Annotated in this window: 10 protein-coding genes and 1 tRNA gene; 1 reads left to right on the forward strand and 10 read right to left on the reverse strand. The window is 37.8% G+C overall.

Annotated elements, in window-relative coordinates:
- Positions 1-50 precede the first annotated feature (50 nt).
- From CRO15_RS12975 to CRO15_RS13005, 7 genes are all read right to left on the reverse strand, one after another.
- A complete protein-coding gene (locus CRO15_RS12975) occupies positions 51-1,865 on the reverse strand; it encodes a RagB/SusD family nutrient uptake outer membrane protein (RefSeq protein WP_207763886.1) in 1,815 nt (604 codons plus the stop codon).
- 11 nt (positions 1,866-1,876) lie between these two features.
- The gene (locus tag CRO15_RS12980) at positions 1,877-5,077 is read right to left on the reverse strand and encodes a SusC/RagA family TonB-linked outer membrane protein (RefSeq protein ID WP_097046282.1); all 3,201 of its coding nucleotides are present in this window, start codon (positions 5,075-5,077) and stop codon (positions 1,877-1,879) included.
- A gap of 568 nt (positions 5,078-5,645) precedes the next feature.
- Positions 5,646-8,522 (reverse strand): two-component regulator propeller domain-containing protein, encoded by a 2,877-nt coding sequence (locus CRO15_RS12985; RefSeq protein ID WP_097046283.1) that lies wholly within the window; start codon positions 8,520-8,522, stop codon positions 5,646-5,648.
- Between the two features lie 300 nt (positions 8,523-8,822).
- Positions 8,823-11,018, reverse strand: coding sequence for a PepSY domain-containing protein (locus CRO15_RS12990; protein ID WP_097046284.1), 2,196 nt, complete (start codon positions 11,016-11,018; stop codon positions 8,823-8,825).
- A gap of 30 nt (positions 11,019-11,048) precedes the next feature.
- Complete coding sequence (locus CRO15_RS12995; RefSeq protein ID WP_243396984.1) at positions 11,049-11,486, reverse strand: DUF2271 domain-containing protein; 438 nt, start codon at positions 11,484-11,486, stop codon at positions 11,049-11,051.
- Positions 11,487-11,551: 65 nt separating this feature from the next.
- Positions 11,552-13,051, reverse strand: coding sequence for an ankyrin repeat domain-containing protein (locus CRO15_RS13000; protein WP_097046285.1), 1,500 nt, complete (start codon positions 13,049-13,051; stop codon positions 11,552-11,554).
- An 11-nt stretch (positions 13,052-13,062) separates the two neighbouring features.
- A complete protein-coding gene (locus CRO15_RS13005) occupies positions 13,063-15,486 on the reverse strand; it encodes a TonB-dependent receptor (RefSeq protein ID WP_097046286.1) in 2,424 nt (807 codons plus the stop codon).
- A gap of 112 nt (positions 15,487-15,598) precedes the next feature.
- Here CRO15_RS13005 and CRO15_RS13010 point away from each other — a divergent pair, with 112 nt between their 5' ends.
- Positions 15,599-16,579, forward strand: a complete 981-nt coding sequence (locus tag CRO15_RS13010) for a helix-turn-helix domain-containing protein (RefSeq protein ID WP_097046287.1) — start codon at positions 15,599-15,601, stop codon at positions 16,577-16,579.
- Positions 16,580-16,698: 119 nt separating this feature from the next.
- On the opposite strand, the gene CRO15_RS13015 is transcribed toward CRO15_RS13010, so the two are convergent.
- The 3 genes from CRO15_RS13015 to ftsZ all read right to left on the reverse strand — a co-directional run bounded on the left by CRO15_RS13015 (position 16,699) and on the right by ftsZ (position 19,285).
- Positions 16,699-16,772: transfer RNA gene (locus CRO15_RS13015), tRNA-Arg, on the reverse strand.
- Positions 16,773-16,781: 9 nt separating this feature from the next.
- The gene (locus CRO15_RS13020; RefSeq protein WP_097046288.1) at positions 16,782-17,234 is read right to left on the reverse strand and encodes a GatB/YqeY domain-containing protein; all 453 of its coding nucleotides are present in this window, start codon (positions 17,232-17,234) and stop codon (positions 16,782-16,784) included.
- 101 nt (positions 17,235-17,335) lie between these two features.
- Positions 17,336-19,285 (reverse strand): cell division protein FtsZ, encoded by a 1,950-nt coding sequence (ftsZ, locus tag CRO15_RS13025; RefSeq protein WP_097046289.1) that lies wholly within the window; start codon positions 19,283-19,285, stop codon positions 17,336-17,338.
- Between the last annotated feature and the right edge of the window lie 6 nt (positions 19,286-19,291).

Genomic DNA, 19,291 nt, shown 5'->3' on the forward strand with positions numbered 1-19,291 from the left:
TTTCTTGCAAACTTTCAACTAAAAACTAACTCAAACTAACTATCTTCATTTTATTGTAAAGGATCAAAATTTCCTCCAGGCCATCCTACAGTCTGCTCAAGCGCAGGGTTTTTGCCCATATCATCTTGGGGAATTGCATAGAAATAATAGATATCCAAGAAGTTAATAGCCTTTCCATCATCCGTAACATTGCCCATTTCCTCAACACTTCTTTCCTCGGTCAAGAAATATGTATTATAAACTGTAGGGTCATCCAAATCGATACTGCCACTCAAAACACCAGCCTCCAGTGCTTTTCTGTCATCCAAAATTTCACCGCTGGGATCAAGCGCATCAAAAGCAGCTGTTCTTGTAACCCTATAACCCTTTCTGTGTGTTCCGTTCAGTAAGGCCCCATATAATCTTCGTCTTCTTAAATCACTAGACCTTTTACCTTCAAATACCAGTTCCAGTCTACGCTCCAACATTACAGCATCCCGCATTTGGTCTTTGTCCATACCTGCTGCTAGACCATATTGACCTCCTCCAACATCTATTCCAGCTCGTTGACGAATCTGGCTCAACATAGTATATGCTTCCGCAGTATTCCCAATTTCATTGGCTGCTTCGGCCAAATTCAACAACACCTCAGCGTATCGGATAGAAATCCAGTCAGTGGTGCCCGCCAAACTTGCTGCTCCACCTTCAACCGATGCATCAACAGCTTTTCTACAATAGAAACCTGTTTTTGTAACTCTATCATTGGCTTGACTCTCAATAGCATTTTCTTGAAAAGACCAATTCAAATCACTGGTGGTATTGGGTTCTGGATTGTTTAAAGGCCAGTTAACTCCATTCCATGCAATAGTAGCTGCAAAACGAGGATCTCTGTTCAACCATAAGGTAGTAGAATTATAAGTATAGGCCGAGGTAGCATCAGTAATTGCCTTACCATCTTTCATGGGGTAGGCATCTACCAAACTCTTTGTTGGCCTATCAAATGATTCTCCATTTGTTCCCACTATAAATGGACGACAGCCAGCTTCTCTTACATGGGTTTCATCTCCAGCGAACCTTTTTATCATTATAGCTTCAGGATTAGCATCGCTTTCATCAAACCAAAGTTGACTATAACTTGAATGAAGACCTTTTCCATTGGCGTCTGCCCAGTCTTTAGCTTCTTTATTTGCATCATAAGCTGCTTGCCAACGTCCTTTGTCTTGGGCTGGATCAAATTGTTCACTTGCATAATGTAACAGCACTTTACCTTTATACGCCAACGCCGCTCCTTTTGTAATTCTTCCATAATCGGACCCCGCGTTTTCATATGAATCTGGCAACAAGCTTATAGCTTCATCCAAATCCGCTATTATCTGAGTAATACACTCTGAGGTTTTATTTCTTGGAACTTGGAGAACCTCAATATCCGATTTATCTCCCACAGTTAATACCAATGGGACCCCTCCGTACAAGGAGACCAGTTCAAAATATAGACGAGCTCTAAAAAATAGTGCCTGACCTTTCATTAGGTTTTGTTCCCCAACTTCAATCTCACCGGTTCCAACGTTCTCCAGCAGAATGTTGATGTCCTTGATTATTGCATACGATGGACTGTAGTTATCTATAGATCCATCTGTTGAAACCTCCCCGTACATAACAGGATTTACCCCTTCAGCATCGTCTGATTGCTGTGATGCCACCACAGGCCACGAGGGTAGTGCTCGATCATAAATTTGGTTCAAAAATCCTTTTGCCAGATTTACATCGTTCCAAACAACTTCAGGGCTAATAGCTCCCAAAGGTCTTTTGTCCAATGGGTCATTACTGCACTGAACAAGAAATAGTGCGGTAATCATAACCAGTGTACTTATATATTTTGTCTTCATCATAACTATTTTTAAAATGTAACATTAATTCCCAGACTATAACTTCTGTTTACAGGAATACCTCTACCTGAAGTTTCTGGCTCAAAAGATTTGATATTACTGTAAATCATGAATAGGTTTGTGCCATTTGCAAAAACATTTATGCGATCGGCTCCTATTCTCTCCACAATTGAATCAGGAATGTCATATCCAAGATTCAAGTTTTTCATCCTTAAGAAATCTGCATCTGCATACCAAAAAGTGGAATTTGAATCCGCACGCGGTGACCCAAACCTTGGGAAAGAAGCATCCGTATTATCCGGTGTCCAAGAATCCAACCATTGCGTATGCGAAGAATTACCAATCCCGAACTGGAATCTATTGTTGGCAGGTTGATATTTTTGGTGGCCCGCAAAACCCTGCGCAAATGCCATTAGGTTAAATCTTTTATAGCGAAGGTTCAATCGTAGACCATAGTTAAATGGTGCATCATTCCTTCCAATAAAATCAATGTCATTTCCATCTATAACACCATCAGGCGTATTCCCTTGAGGGTCATCTGTAGGGTTTCCTCGCAGATCCCTAAAATATAACGCTCCCAATTGTGGATCTTGGCCAAAAACTTTGTACCCGTTTGCAATAAGATCATCCAACTGTCCTTGGGTTCTTATGATTCCTTCGCTAATCAGCCCTGTTCTTCTACTTACCTCACGGCCAGTGCGTATTTCATAAGGTCTTCGGGTTTCCGGCTCATCAAGTGTTACATACTTTGCCTTTGAATATCCAAAAACCAGCCCAACTTCATAGAAAAGGTCTTCTCCTATATTATCTTTATAAGTAGACAGTAATTCTACACCATTGATATCTATTGCCCCATAATTTTCTGGGCCCAAGCTCAATCCAGTTGAAGAAGGTACAAGTTCCTGCCTTGATCCATATAGGTCAGTTTTCTTATTCTTAAAGAAATCCAATGTGGTGGATAACCTATCGTCCAAAACATTAAAATCAAAACCTAGGTTATATGAAGTTTGTTTTTCCCATGTGATAAAAGGGTCAGGTTCTCCACTTATCCTAACAGCCCCTGTAACTGCATCACCAGTACCAAATACAGGACCTGTCAACCCACCCGTATATGTTTGTATGTATGGGAATACTGTTGCTCCTTGTCCGGTTACATCATCATTCCCGGTACTACCGATAGAATATCTTATTTTAAAGAAATCAAAGAATCCAAGATTATTCTTGAAAAAATCTTCTTCACTCAATACCCATGCCGCTGAAACAGATGGGAAGAAGCCCCAACGCTCATCCTTTGCAAATTGGGCAGATCCATCAAATCTATAGGTAGAGTTCAAGAAAAATTTGTCTTTGTAGTTATAACCAAGACTACCGATTACAGATTGCCTTCCTGTTTCACCAGCACTTCCACTTGCAAATTGATTCTCAACCGCCGGATCACTTGCAAACAATTGAGTGATCAATGGAGAAAGTAAGTTTCTGCGCAGACCAAAAAATGACTTGTTATCCCTTTCGTACTGTTCGTAATTCACAAATGCATTTATAGAATGGTTACCAAAAGTGTTTTCATAACCCAATCTAGCATTCAATTGATAAGACTCTATCTCTTCTGTTGATTCCAACAAACTGTTGGAATTTGCAAAATCATCACTACGTACTCGAGTTCCAATAATCTCATCCGTTAAACGAAAACGGTTGTTTGGATCAGCTGCAAACGTGAAATCTTCTACAACATTTCTTCTAAATGTCCTATCATTTCTGGTATTAAGTCTATTGTAGGTTAACCCAGCTTTCAAGCCTTTCAAAAAAGGAATCTTATAATTGATATCAATAATGGCTCCAATATTTCTGGCTTTACGGTCATTAGTTCCTGCTCCACCTTCAATCAGGTGTAGAGGGTTCCACCCATTAAAGTTTGCCACATATTGCCCATTAATTGTTGCAGGACCCCATCGTCCCGTTCTGTTGGCCGTTCTGTAGAAATCTCCAAAGTCCTCATCACTACCGTTCCATCTCCAATAGAATTCTTCCCTCAGATCATTGTTTGTATTAAGATTGAGCGAAATATTTAAATTATCGGTAACATCAACATCTACTTTGGCTCTCAAATTGGTCTTTCTATATTCCAAATTATCAAATGCTCCTGTTTCCTTCACAAAAGACCCAGACATAAAATAACGGACATTATCTGTACCACCTCCAACGGTCATGGCATGTCTAGTCAATATTGGACTTTTCTCCGCCTGATCAAGATAAGATCCAAAGTTTTGATCCCGTAAATAGTCAAGCTCAGCTTGATTAAATCTAGCCGGATCATCTGGAGCCAGATTGTTAAAATCTTGCTGTTGGCCAATTAGCAAGGCTTGTTGATAAGCCGTTGTCATTGGTGGTACTATAGTAGGCTCCGTTGTACCTATGGTAGAAGTAATATTTATAGTAGGCCTGCCGGTTTTTCCTGATTTGGTCTTCACCAAAACCACACCGTTGGCAGCTCTTGAACCATAGACCCCTGCGGAGGCGGCATCTTTTAAAATGGAAATATTCTCTACCTCACTAACATCCAAAGCATCAAACAATTCTTTTGTTGCAATGATATTATCAATAACATAAAGCGGTTGATTATTACCATTAAAACCTTCAGATGTTGCACCCCTAATTACAATATCCGAGGTTCTTCCCGGTTTTCCACCGGCCAAGCTTATATTCACACCTGCAAATCTTCCTGCCACAGCATTACTAAGTGAGGTAGCTGGTATTTCCTTTATCTCTTCTGTTGTAATGGCAGATACCGAACTTGTCAAATTTCGTTTTACCGTTGTACCGTATCCAACCACTACCACTTCGTCAAGTGTGGAAGAGCTTTCCACCATGACAACTGATAAAGTTGTTTGTCCGTTCAACGGAATTTCTTGTGTAGTGTATCCAATATAGGAAATCATCAAAACAGCATTTGAATCTGCCACAGTAATCTTAAAGTTTCCATCAAAATCTGTCTGCGTACCATTGACAGTTCCTTTTTCAACAATACTGGCACCGGGAAGCGGAGACCCATTTTCATCAGTCACTGTTCCTGAAATTTCTTGCTGAAAGTTTCTATCCCAATCATTGTTGCCGGCAAAGGCCGTTAATGGCAACAACAATACCAACAGAAGCCTCAAGGCCACAATGCGCCCCAACTTTCCTGGTTTTGTTTTTCGTAATCTTACTGGTTTCATTCTTTTAAGTTTGATTTTATGAGTAATTTAGTTTTGCTAAACATGGTTAAACTTTAGCATATGTTTTAGTGGCACTTCTCTAGTTTTATCCCTTCATATTCTTTGTTTTTTGATTATTGACCTTTGGTTATATATCTAGATGTTTACACATCTTTCCATTTCTATGCCTTGCAACTTTTCTATTGATAAAAATGAGCTACAATGGCCTATCCCGAAATGCGTATTAATTGTTATGTAATCTTTTGTGATAATAATTAATGAAGTTTCGAAATATTTGATACAAGCTTAATGATTGCATAACATGAATTCGACCTAAAGAGAAAGTTGGGACAAGATTTATATTCAAAAAAAGTCCCAATGAGCGTTGGGACTTGTTGTTTTGATTAAAAAAACACAATCAAAATATTGATTATTAGTTACTTAAAAATTTACAAAGCAATTAATGACACTTTTTTACAATTCAGGAAAGAGCCAAAATTTATAGGCAAGCAAAAACTCTCTTACATAGTAAAACTCAATAACATTAAGAAAATAGTGACAAAATAAGAGGTTGTTATAGTATGAAGAATTAGTTTCTGCTTACCTCATTTTTATATTGACTTGGGGTTTTGCCAGTAATATTTTTAAATATTCTATTAAATGCAGATTTTGAATTGAAACCACAATCCACCCCAATAGATAAAATGGTTTGGTTGTCATATGAAGAATTTGCCAGCCTTCTTTTCACTTCTTCTACCCTATAGTAATTTATGAAATCATAAAAGTTTTTCTCAACATAGTCATTCAAAAGCATTGACAAATGGTTGGCGCTTATATCTAATTTTTCTGCCAATTGACCCAAATTTAAATTTGGATCCAAGTACATATGGTTCTTTTGCATTTCTTCGTTAAGTCTTCCCACTAAATTTTTGTTCTCTTGATCCATTTCAGGGTCTACAGTTTTTACCACCTTCTTTCTTGGTTTGATACCGCTTTTAATCAATCTTTTGTTCTTCCTAGTCTTCAAGTAAACTAGAATAGCTAAAAATGCAGCAATAGCAAGAAGCACAAACACCCCTACCTTAACCAATTTGCTGTTATAAAAAGAAGCTTTAACAATAAAATCCAAATGAATTGGTTCTTTGCTCCAAACTCCATAATTGTTGGAAGTTTTTAAATAAAAACGATATGATCCCGGGGTCAACTTGGCATAGCTCACATGCGGGTTTTCACCTGTAACATATTTCCATTCTTCGTCATGACCTTCCAATTTATAAGCATACTGATTTCTTAAGGGAGAAGTATAGGATAATGCCGAAAATGCCAAATCAAATCTATTCTCATCCCCAGACAACCGGATTTCGGCTCCCTTTCTCAGTGGCTGGGATAGAACAACTGTATTATCCATTTCTTCACCAACCTCAATTTCATTACCATCAATGGAAAGTGATGTAAATACCGGGCTTGGAGCCATTAAACTATCCTCCAAATTATCAGGGTCGAAGTAATTGATTCCTGAAGTGCCTCCAAAGAAGAGCATTCCATCTTTTGTTTTCCAACATGCATTTTTCCTGAATTTTCCTTTAGATACACCATCATAAGTAACATAATTGGTGAAGGTTTCTTCTAATACGTTGAACTTGGACAATCCTTTATTAGTAGCTATCCAAAGATTTCCTGTTTTATCCTCAAGCAGCCCATTAACCTCATTATCAGAAAGTCCGTCGGCTTCAGTATATCTCTTAAAGAACAAGGGATCTTTTTCAAGTCCATTTGGCTCCATCAATAAGTTAAGGCCATTCTCCGAGGTGCCAAACCAAATCCTTTGTTTTGAATCTTCAAATATTACAAACACCGCATCATTGCTCAGTGACTTGGGATTTGACGAATCGTGCCTGAATCTTTTAAAACTATGTTCTCCATTCTTTTCTTGCAACAAGCCAACACCACCATTATTATGGCCCACCCAAATTCTTTTTTTGCTATCTTGAAAAATGGAAAAAACATCTCCTATGATTGTTGAGTCTTTTTCGGATTCTGGAAATTGGAAGTTCTCAAAGCTAACGGTGCTTTCATTCTTATGAATTAGAGATATCCCTTCTCCTGTACCCAGCCACAACCTTCCTTTAGCATCTTCCATAATTGACCGTACCGATATTGAGGGTATAGATAAACCATCATTTTCATTGGGAACAAAGCGCCTTAATAAATTTGTTTTCAAATCATATGAAAAAAGCCCTTCGTCAAGGGTGGCAAACCACATTTTTTCAGTTGTATCTTTGTGTATGTCGGTTACATATGCATTATTCAGTTCTTCAAAAATTGCACCTTCAAGTACAAAATGTTCAACTTTAGAATCTATATATCCTTTATAGAAAAGCACACGGTCAATCCCACTACGCGTACCTATCCAAAATACATTTTCCTCATCCTGATAAATGCTTTGCACAAAATTATTTCTTAGACTATTGGAATTACCCGGTAGATGTCTAAGACTCTTAAACCTATGTCTAGAAAAATCATAATAATCCAATCCCTCTTGGGTTCCGACCCATACATAATTATCATTATCTGCGAATACTTGATAAATATCATTACTACTGATAGAAAACTGGTCTGTAGGATCAGCTCTCAAAGTTGCAAACTCCCCAGTGCTTTTGTTGTATTCAACAAGACCATTACCATAACTTCCAAAAAGTATGGATTCCTTGAATTGGGATATTGTATTTAAAGAACCAGAGGTATACACGTTCAAAAATCTATCACGCTCAGGTTGATATCTAAAAATATTGTTATTCAAAGTAGCCCATGTGGCACCATCCGAATCCGAATAAATATCATCCAAAGAAAAAACACTAAATGATCCCATCTCATATTTATTAAGGACGGACCTTAGATTCAAATCATATTTCAACATTCCTTTGTCAGTTCCAATCCAGAGAATGGATTTAAGTCCCTTTCCGATGCATGCCAAATTATATTCTGGCAGAACTTCCTTTATCTCTAAACTCTCGTTGTCAATAATATAGTTTCCTTTTTCAGTGGACAACCAAGTATTATTATTGGAATCAACAAACAACATCCAAATGGCTGCCGAACCAATTTTTTGTGTAACCTTAGGTAATGGCTTTACTTTATACGTTTTGGTATCTATAGCACTGAGTCCAGATAGGGTACCGACCCACAAGTGGTTTGCAGAAGCTGCCAAAGAAATAATTTTATCTCCAGCTATGGTATTTTCATCTCCTGATGAATGCTTATAGGTTTTAAATTTATAACCATCATATCTACTCAGTCCATTTTGGGTTCCAAACCAAAAAAAACCTGTTGAATCTTTGGCAATTTTTCGTACTTCATTATGTGGAAGTCCCTCTACAGTGGTAAAGTGATGAAATTTGTAGTCCTGCCCCTGTAAAAAAAGAGGAAAGAAAGCAAATAAGAAAAAATTAAAAGCTTTTTTAATCATAGGTATTCAACTACTCCTAGGCATCTGCAACTTCTGCTAAAATAACAATTGTTGAGATTGAGCAAAGAGTTTGGAGGTATCATTATTGTCCAAAACCCTTGACTAGGTCATCATAAAGTTAAGAATTCACATCCTTAGTATAAAATGTACAGATTAAACTGAAGACGAAGGCCTGCTTAACAATTTTTCTTTAGCAAATGAATTTAGTAGCAGTATTTAAATGAAAGTTTATAAAGAAGAAATTGCCTTATCTATTGTATCCTGTCATTGATCAAATCATGACATTAAAGTCAAAAAAACTTAATAACAATCCGTTCTTATCTGCTTATTGTTTAAATAAGTTTCAATCGGTGTATTTAAAAACTTTTTGCAAATTCCCTCTAAGATATCCATAACCTCATTTTGCATGGCCAACGAACCACATATCATAATAACACCCTGCGTGTCTAAAGTTTTTGTTATCAAATCCTGATTTTTGGAAATTTTGTGTTGAACATATTCCTTGGCCCCCTCTTGGGAATAGCAGATGTTTATGTTGTTTAGTTTACCATGCTCAAGTAACTGTTCTAGATTTTCTCCATACAGTCCGTATGAATCTTTTGTCCTACCACCCCAAAACAAATGCGTTTCCAGTTTTCTTTTGTTTTCGTGCAACATACCTAAAAATGGTGCAATTCCTGTTCCGTTGGCAATCATCACAACTTTTGATGCTTTTTTAGGGAAGTGAAAGGTACTATTGGTAATAACTCTTGCCTTTATAGATTGATTCTCTTGCAGCTTGTTCAAATAACTTGAACCTAGCCCCAACTCGTGAAGCTTTACGCTCAAATGCGCTTGCCTATTCATTTTTCCTATGGAATACAATCTTTCCCGATAGTCATTCTCTGGATAGATAGCCAATAAATCACCCGAGACAAAGGATTGCTTTCCTTTAGGTTCCAATGCAATAAGAAACGTATTATCAGAATCATTGGGTTTGGTCTTTTGCTTCACCAAAAATGATTTTGCACCATTGGTGTTTGCCCACAATTTCTCTTTTGGTATATCTATAGAAACTTTGTTTCTATTGGACCACTCAAATACCCATTGGTCAAAACTTTCAACTGATCCATCATTGATGGTGGTAATGGGCAATAATTGGTTAAATCCGTCAGTATTTCCCAAGGCTTTATCTACTTCATACGCAAATTTGCAAAAGTCTGGATAGGCCAACGACCCAAAACCAACCACAGTGTATCTAAGCGTATTTAATTGTTTCTCTCCATTAAGTTTTGTCAGGAATCCTGATGCATTGCTGGGAGGATCTCCCAGACCGTAGGTAGCCGTAAACACTATTAATTGATGCGCCTTGGAGTAATTTTTATAGTTGTTTAATTGATCTATGTAGCTTTTGATGCCACTTTTTAATAGTTGCTCGTGAAAAACGGAAGCATAGCGTATGGTACTACCATTTTCAGAACCCACTAAAATGATTACCTCAGCGGTATGGGCGTTAAAGTGATTTCTAAGTTTTGACTTTCTTCTTTTGAGGGTAATCCTAAATCCTGACCAAATAAAAAACAAAATATTGAAGCAGGCAATTGCCAGTATCAATGCCCAGAAAATACTTCCTTGGCCTGTATGCCAACGTAGACTAAGATCGGCCAGAAAATCCTCAATTGGGTAATTTACTTTGCTGATTACTTTCCCTGTAAACTGGTTAATAACAAATTCATGCTTCTTTAAACGTATGGTATAAAAATCCTCAACATCGGTCGAAAAAGGAAATTCCACCGCTCGCACCTCTTTTAAGGGAATCTCCTTTAAGGATTTAAAGCTTGTAATCGCCATTTTGGGGCTTTCCTCTATACTTTCGTAATCAATGTTATGGGATGCATTGAACTGGGGCAAAAACCCAAAGGTGATCAGGGATAGATAAACCCCTGTCAGTGTTACCACAATAATGGGCAACAAAGACAATCTACCTAGCACAACATGCCAGTATTGTGCAAAATCCTCATTGATTATCTTTTTAAAAAAATGTTTGATCCCACGTTGTCGCCTAATCACCAACATCACTCCAGAAACAGCAATCAAAAAGAGTAAAAAAGAAGTGATTCCAATAAAGGCACGTCCAATTGATTTTAGAAAAAGAGAACGATGGAAATTTGTTATGAATTGAAAAAAACGGGATTTTTCTATTTTCGGCCCCAAATAATCTCCAGTATTGGGATCCACATAGCCATTTATACTTTCTCCGTCCTCAGAAATTGCATCGATAAGGACAAACTCGTTTGCATCGATTTTCAGTTCAATGATTTCATCATACCGGGCCTGTAGGTTGCCCAAAGTTTGAGCCAAGTTGAGCTGGTCAAAATCAGTTGCCCTATATGGCTTTACCTGATCAACAATGGGTTCAAAGGCCAATATAATTCCGGTGACCGATGCCAATACTACAAAAACAAAAGAAGATACAGCCAATGCTAAATGGCTGTACCTCCATATGGAAATCGTCATTGATAAACGAACTTAAACTATAAATAACTACTAATTGGGAATCATTCGCACATAACGGATAAATCCCTTTCCTTCTTGTTTGGATTTTACATTTTCAGCCGTCAACAAAAATTCAACATCATTCACATAATATTCCTGATCTTCAACCGCGGTTTCAAAACGGATACTGTACCCTGCATCAATTTTGGTGTCATCAATTTCTATAACATGTATTGCACGTTCTCCTCCGCCTACAGTAGCTCCTGTTATCGCATCAATGTTGGGGTGTTTTTTGCTAAAAAAATGCCACCATTCGGATATGTCGTGATACCATTCATCATCATCACCTTGCACATATAGGGTTTTTTCATATTCTCCCTGTGGATTGATCAGTGAAATGACCACATAAGCTCCTTCTCCCGTATAATTAATCATTTGAACCATGCATTTATACGTACTGCTTGTTGCATTACTGAAGGCCATCGCCATTAGAGCTATTAAAATAGCCGTGAATCCAAGAAAAGTCTTTTTGAAAATTTTATGTTGCATCTATATTATTTTAAAAAGTCAATATTTATATTATTGGACTTAAGCAATTCGTTTTCAGAGGCCAAATCATAGACCGTTTCTTCAAAACTAGTCTTTAGCTCTTTCTTGGCACCTTCTTGCAACAAATATTTAAGAATGGTATCATCTTTGGCCTTCATGGCCGCAACGTGGAGCACTGTTAGACCATCGTTATTGACTGCATTGACATCTATGTTATATTTTGATAAAAACCGTAGCAATTCCAAATCCTGTTTTTCTATTGCGATATGATAAAGGGTATTGTTTTTTGCCTGATTTGCAGAAAAGTTGACTGTTTTTTCATTCAAAACCTTTGCCTTGGCATAGAAGTCATTTTTTTGGTCTGCACTATAAGAATCCAACAGATAATAAGCCAAATTGTTACCTTTTTTATCCACGGTATTGGCATTAGCTCCTTTTTTCAATAAAAAGGATACTACATCCTTCTTGTTTCTGGTGATAGCCTTTGTCAAAGCCGTCTCGCCGTTGGCATTACTATGGTTGATATCCTTTATATGTGGGAAAATATATTTTATTACTTCCAAAGTATTGTATGCTGAAGCATTTAGGAATGGTGTATTCCCGTTTTCATCTGCTTGGTTTATGTCCGTTCCTTTGCTGACAAAAAAATCAAAAACTTTGGTGTCTTCGGTATCATAAGCAATATTATGCAACGGATTCACTCCATTTTTTGTGGTGATGTTGGGTTCTAGCCCCAAACTTTCCAGATAATTATAAACTTCAAGCCCATTGACAACCCCACGGGCTCCCTCGCTGGCAAAAATAAAGGCATTTCCCCCATTTTTATTAATCGTTTTATAGTCCACACCCTTTTCAGCCAGTTTTTTGAGCATGGCAATATTCCCGGTTCGGGCGGTATAATTGAATGCTCCATTTCCATAATTGTCCTTGTCGTGAATGTTCAATCCTCTGTCCACAAAATAGTCTACCATTTTAAAATCTGAAAGATGTGGAATCAACAACAATAATACATTTGCCCCATTTTTACTCTTTTCATTCTTTACATCGGCTCCATTTTTAATGATAAAATCGTAGAGTTCTGGATTCTTTTGCCCCACCACAGCAGTAAAAGTCAAAAGTGAATATCCCTTGTCGTCAATAATATCGGTACGGGAACCTTTATCGAGTAAATATCGCATGATTTCCAAATTGCCTTTGTAGGCAGCCCAGAAGATATAGTTTCTACCGTCGTGGGTAAGTTTGTTGACATCGTTACCCTTTTGGGATAACAAATATTTGACAATCTCAGTATTGGCTTCGGAAAATAAGGCACTGGTTACTGCGTCAAACCCAAAAGCAGTAAGTGCAGAGGGATCATATCCCTCTGCTACTTTTTCTTTAACGGTTTCCAAACTGGGTTTGGCCTTCCAAAACTCACGATTCCAAAAAATATTTTCTTCCTGGGCATATAATCCAGTCCCCATTAGTATGCAGAAGAAAAATATTATGCTACTTCGTATTTTCATGATTTTTCTATTTAGAATCTGTATCGTAATGTACTACCAAAACTTGCTGGTTGAATACGGTTCAAATATACTGTCCTGTAGGCGTTATATCCCAATTCATCAAAAATATTGTTGCCAAAAACATCTAGGCTCAAACTTTCATTGAACTTATACGAAACTTGAAGGTTGACAGTAGTGTAAGCTTCCAAATCAAAGGGTTTCACTCCTGGCTCAACTCCGGTATGGGTATAGTTTCTTGACCATACATTGTGAGGACGTTCACCTAGATAATATGCTCCAGCTCCAATGGAAAGACCATCCAATCCATTGGTAAAGGCATAGTTTACCCAAAGATTAGCAGTATGTTTTGGTGTGTTCAATGGACTAGAGTTAAAGTAATATGAATTATGGTCCTTATACTTGGCATCTAAATAGGAATACCCAGCAATAATTTCCAAATTGTTTAATACTCTACCAATTAATTCGACCTCGACTCCAGTTCGTGTATCTTCTCCTCCTTTTAGGTAATACCCTAAAAAGGTTCCATTTTGGTCAATAGCCTGTAAGTTCAAGTTTTTACTGAAGGTATTGAAAAAGGTAACATTGAATCGAAGTGCATCGTCCATCCAATTCGATTTTATTCCTGCTTCAATCTGATCCCAACGTTCTGTACCCAATTCGTTACCATTTATATCGGTATAGAAAGATGTCATTGGGTTTGAACTTGAGGCATAGGAGCCAAATACCACAATATTTTCTTTTGGTTTTACATTAAACCCGAACAAAGGATTAATGGCATTGTCCCTTTTGGCACCGGTAAGGCTTCTACCTATAAAATTACCCTTGGTTCTTTCTATTGAAGTATATCGAACACCTAAGAATACATCTGCCCAATGGGTCAAACTTATCTTGTCCTGAGCTGTAAACCCGTAAGATTTTGTTCTGGAACCTGAATCCCTACCCGTGTTTCTTGAAACACTTACCCCATCTGGAAGGTCATTGGGTATTGTTTCCAATACATCAATAACATCCACATAGGGATTATCAGTTGGGTACGCGGTACTGTAACCAAGGTTGTCAAATGCTGATTTACGATAATCGACTCCTAACTGAAATGTATGGCTCAGGGCACCCGTTTTAAGGTCTTTACCCACAAAATCAATTTGCAATACACTGTTTTTATCCTCTCTGGCAGAAGCGTAGTATTCTCTATATCGCTGAGATGCTTCCAACACTGGAAGTCCGTTCCTTGAACTTCCTTGAAACGCATAAGATGTTTCTGTATAGGTAGATAGGTCTGATGTGAAATAACCTGCTTTAATACTTAACTTATCCGTGATTTCCCTATCAAACCGAACGGAGTACGTACTATTTTCCGTACTGGCACGATCAGAGGAAAACCCTATAAAATTATCGTTTGGCAATTTATAAATGTTATTGGTATCATAACCTCCAAGGTTGATGGTTCCCTGATCCGGTGTCAGACTATCATCCATATAATCAAACTCTAGGTACACGGTTGTTTTTGAGTTTGGTTTCCAAGCTAAAGACGGGTTAATGTAGAATCTTTCTGAGTTCACTTTATTACGGTAGCTATCCGCTCTTTCGTAGGAACCCGCTACACGGTAAGCAATCGTATTGTTTTCATCTAAAGGACCATAAAAATCAAATGTAGGTCTAACATGGCCATAGCTTCCAGCTCTAAGGCTCACTTGACCTCCACTATAAAATTTTGGAGTTTTGGTAACAATATTGATTACACCTCCAGCGGAACCTAAATCCCCACCAAGACCTTGACTTATGGCAGAAACTCCTTTTAGTACCTGAATGTTATCCACTCCAGCCATATCTGTAACAATACCTACTCCCCTAAAATCAGAATTAATGCGAACACCATTCTTTAATAAAGGGATTCCCCTATATCCACGCAAAGACATACTTTCTCGGATATTACCGTACGTTGCAAAAGTGTACACCCCGGCAACATTTTTGGTCACATCTCTCAAGGTCAATGCATTTTGTTGATCAATCAATTTTTGAGATAGGATAGAGATACTTTGCAATTGCTCATTGGGCGCAAGGGGTAATCTTGTAAGTGTTTCAAGCTTATCGGCTCTTCGATTTCGTTCCCCAAAAAGTTCAACCTCTTCAAGTTGATTATCACTGTCTAGAGTAAAACTTAAGTTAGATACATTGGCGGAAGAGCTAAGTTCTCTTTCTGTTTTTTTATAGCCTACCGCGCTAACAACAAGAATGGTATTGTCAATGTTGACATCCATCAAAATAAAATGTCCTTTGTTATCAGCAGAAGTACCTTTCTGCCCCCCTTTTACGTAAATATTGGCATATGGGATTGGAGCACCTGTATCATCTGTGACCAATCCAGAAATTTTGGATTGGGCATATGCCGTAATAGAAATGAAACAAAGGGTTAATGCTATTAAAAGTTTTTTCATTTGGATATAATTGTTATTTAGACTTATTATAAATAATTATATTTGCAAAAGTAGATATCAACCAAAGCGGGCATTAACGCATTTGGAATTATTATCGCCGAAAAAGGAAGGAATGCAAACACGCTTGAAAAGTGCCATTTTTGGAAAGAAGACCTTGATTCGTGAATACAATGAAGATTTTCAAAATCAAGATTTGAAGGAGCGTGAAATTACCTATGACAACGAGTATATAAGAGGTAAGGTTGATGAAGTTATGTTAGATGGCGCTCATCTTTCAATGAGAGATATAGAGGTAAAGAAGCCTTATCAAGTCAATGTAACACATGATTCCCCTTTGTTTAAATTACATTTTGAGATTCAAGGAAGCAGTTTATACGTCCCAAATGACTCCGAAAACCCAAACGTTTCAATACCACATGGACATTACAACCTTCTATTTATCCCAGAGGTTGATGGTACATTATATTTTGACACTAAGCACAGAAAAACACTTGAAGTCAGATTTTCCGAATTTCTCCTTACCAAGCATATCGGATTAAAATTCAAAAACGTATTCAAGTCTTTTGGAGATGCAATTATAAAGCAGAAACCCTATCTATTATGGAAAGAGGGTAGGCCCATATCTCCCAAATTGTGTTTCCTTTTAAACGATATTATGGATTGTGGCTTTCAGAATATTTCCAAAAAAGCATATTTGGAAGCTAAAATCGTAGAACTATTAGTTACAGTTCTCAATGAGGTTTCCAGCAGTGAGTACTGCAAGGACCTTGTTCCAAAAGATGATTACTCATCAATTCTTAAGATTGATGCCTATATCAAGAATAATCTAAAAAAGACGCTTACCATAACAACGTTATCCAACATTGCAGGATTAAATACCTCTAAACTCAAAAAAGAGTTTAAATTGGTATTCGGTACTACTATCTTTAAATATATCACTGAACTTAGAATGGCAAAAGCCAAAGATTTGATTGCCAACCGAGGGTTTACAGTTTCAGAAGCATCCTATGAAGTAGGATATAAAAATCCGCAACACTTCACCGCGGCTTTCAAACGAATGTTTGGTTATTTGCCCAGAAACATAAAAAGATAATTCTCAACAACTGCAAGGTAATAGCTTCGAACTTCTGCACAGTTTTCTGCGATGACAATCATAGCCGATAAAAACAAAAAAGCAAGCTTTATGTTTTTGCTTGCTTTTTGTTTCACTTGTGACCACGGTAGGATTCAAACCTACGACCGCTGGAGCCGAAATCCAGTGCTCTATTCAGCTGAGCTACGTGGCCTTGTTTCTATTATGAACTTAGTTTTGCCTTCACTATGGAAGAAATGGTCTTTCCATCCGCTTTTCCAGCTAATTCTTTGGAGACAATTCCCATTACCTTTCCCATATCCTGCATTCCTGATGCCCCAATCGAATCTATGGTTTGAATCACCACTTTTTCTATCTCTTCCCCAGTAAGTTGCTCGGGCAAAAACTTTTCAATAATCGCTACTTGTGCCAACTCAGGAGCAGCCAGATCCTCCCTGCCTTGTTCTGTAAAGATAGCCGCGCTGTCCTTACGTTGTTTTACCAGTTTCTGAACCAACTTTACTTCATCCTCTTCCGAAAGTTCTCCACCGCCTCCTTTGTCAGTCTTGGCTAACAGAATTGCAGATTTTATGGCTCGCAAAGATTCCAATGCAACAGTGTCCTTGGCTTTCATTGCCGTTTTCATCTCTGTCATTATTTGTTCTTGCAAACTCATATTGTCTTTATTTTGGGCTGCGAAGATAAAAAATAAACCCGAAAGTCTCTTAACTTACGGGCTTAGGTTTTCCATTAAAAATGGAGTCAATTTAAACACTACTAATCAACATTATCGTGCAAGAAGGAGTTATTGGAACGTAATTGCAAATCATCATTACTGTCCTCACTCAATGTTGTTCTGGAGACCTTCTGCTCTTGTGGTGTATCATCCAAATCAACACCCTGTCTTTTATAGGCAGGTTGTTTCTCTATCTCATCAATACTATTTCTGCTGTTTTGAAATTTATAATTGAAATTTTTCAGTTTTTTTCTGCGTTCATCCGCACGGTCTTTAAGCAATTCATTGATAGAACTATTAAATGGGTCTATATTACCATCATTACCGCCCTCTGCCTTAGCTTCTACTTTGACCGTTTTCTTTTCAAAAACCAACTCGTCTTCCACTAATTTTGGTTCGTGGGTCTCGGCAACAGATTTAGCACCGGTCAATTGAGTTTCCAACTCCATGTACTCCTCTAAGTTATAACGAGTCTCGCCTTCTTTTTTATATTCCAAAACAGGCTTTACCTCCACATACTCATTTACATCAATATCCTTTACATTTTCATCTAGATCAAATGTAATGGTATGTTCTTTTTCTTCCACTTCTTGGGAATTATTCAATGGCATATCAAAAGTTAGGGCAAACTGATCTTCAGCAGCTTTTGGAGAAACCACCTCTGGGTCGACCACTTCTATATCATTTAATATACTCTTGGCTTCTATGATCACAAAGTCATCTTCAACGTTTTCCGCTACTACTTCTTCATAGAAAACATTGAAATTTCTGATATAGTTTGTGGTTGGAATAAGGTCAGACTCTTCTTGTTTTGGTTTGATTTCTTCCTCTTCTTCCATTTCCAATGTGTGCTTTACAATCACTGGCTCTGGTTCTATTTCAGCTTTTTCAACTTTTATTTCTTGAATGGATGTTGCTTCAGGGGCCAACTCTTGCTCGGCAGTTTGTTCATCTTCCAGAGTGTAAAAGACTTTTTTGCTTTCGGTATTTACAATATGGTCTTGTTGATCAATGTTGAATCCAGTTGCAATAACGGTTACAGCAATGGCATCTCCCAAATTTTCATCTTCACCCACGCCCATAATTATATTGGCTCCATGTCCAGCTTCGATTTGAATAAAATCATTAATCTCACCTATTTCATCAATAGTGATTTCTTGTGTTCCTGAAACGATAAGCAGCAACACATTTTTGGCACCGTTAATTTTGTTGTCATTCAAGAGTGGAGAATCCAATGCTTTCATAATAGCTTCACCTGCCCTTGCCGATCCCGAAGCGGTAGAAGAACCCATTATGGCAGTACCACTATTGGAAAGTACTGTTTTGGCATCTCTAAGGTCAATGTTCTGCGTGTAGTGATGTGTAATTACCTCTGCAATTCCCCTTGCTGCAGTTGCCAATACCTCATCTGCTTTTGAGAAACCTGCCTTAAATCCAAGGTTTCCATATACTTCACGTAGCTTGTTGTTGTTGATTACAATTAAAGAATCTACGTTAGAGCGTAATTTCTCAATTCCTGTTTGTGCTTGCTTATTTCGCATGGCACCTTCAAACTGAAATGGAATAGTAACGATTCCTACAGTTAGAACATCCATTTCTCGCGCTACTTTTGCTATGACAGGTGCCGCACCTGTTCCTGTTCCACCACCCATACCAGCAGTAATAAAGACCATTTTTGTGGTATGTCCCAACATATCCTTTAGGTCTTCCATGCTCTCCAATGCAGCTTGTTCTCCAACCTCTGGGTTAGCACCGGCTCCCAGTCCTTCGGTTAAAGATACCCCCAACTGAATTTTATTGGGAACAGCACTATTTTGTAAAGCTTGTGCATCTGTATTGCAGATTACAAAATCTACTCCGTTAATTCCAGCCTGGAACATGTGGTTAATGGCATTGCTACCTCCACCACCAACGCCAATTACTTTAATTACGTTACTTTGATTCTTAGGGAGATCAAAAGAAATGTTGTCAAATTCGGTGCTCTTACTCATGACTAT

The sequence above is a fragment of the Flagellimonas pacifica genome, assembly GCF_900215465.1.
GTDB lineage: Bacteria > Bacteroidota > Bacteroidia > Flavobacteriales > Flavobacteriaceae > Flagellimonas > Flagellimonas pacifica.

What these genes read in the sequence shown, in the direction of transcription:
- CRO15_RS12975 (WP_207763886.1), bottom strand. Translation starts at nt 1,865, where the DNA reads ATGAAGACAAAATATATAAGTACACTGGTTATGATTACCGCACTATTT.
- CRO15_RS12980 (WP_097046282.1), bottom strand. Translation starts at nt 5,077, where the DNA reads ATGAAACCAGTAAGATTACGAAAAACAAAACCAGGAAAGTTGGGGCGC.
- CRO15_RS12985 (WP_097046283.1), bottom strand. Translation starts at nt 8,522, where the DNA reads ATGATTAAAAAAGCTTTTAATTTTTTCTTATTTGCTTTCTTTCCTCTT.
- CRO15_RS12990 (WP_097046284.1), bottom strand. Translation starts at nt 11,018, where the DNA reads ATGACGATTTCCATATGGAGGTACAGCCATTTAGCATTGGCTGTATCT.
- CRO15_RS12995 (WP_243396984.1), bottom strand. Translation starts at nt 11,486, where the DNA reads ATGGCGATGGCCTTCAGTAATGCAACAAGCAGTACGTATAAATGCATG.
- CRO15_RS13000 (WP_097046285.1), bottom strand. Translation starts at nt 13,051, where the DNA reads ATGAAAATACGAAGTAGCATAATATTTTTCTTCTGCATACTAATGGGG.
- CRO15_RS13005 (WP_097046286.1), bottom strand. Translation starts at nt 15,486, where the DNA reads ATGAAAAAACTTTTAATAGCATTAACCCTTTGTTTCATTTCTATTACG.
- CRO15_RS13010 (WP_097046287.1), top strand. Translation starts at nt 15,599, where the DNA reads ATGCAAACACGCTTGAAAAGTGCCATTTTTGGAAAGAAGACCTTGATT.
- CRO15_RS13020 (WP_097046288.1), bottom strand. Translation starts at nt 17,234, where the DNA reads ATGAGTTTGCAAGAACAAATAATGACAGAGATGAAAACGGCAATGAAA.
- ftsZ (WP_097046289.1), bottom strand. Translation starts at nt 19,285, where the DNA reads ATGAGTAAGAGCACCGAATTTGACAACATTTCTTTTGATCTCCCTAAG.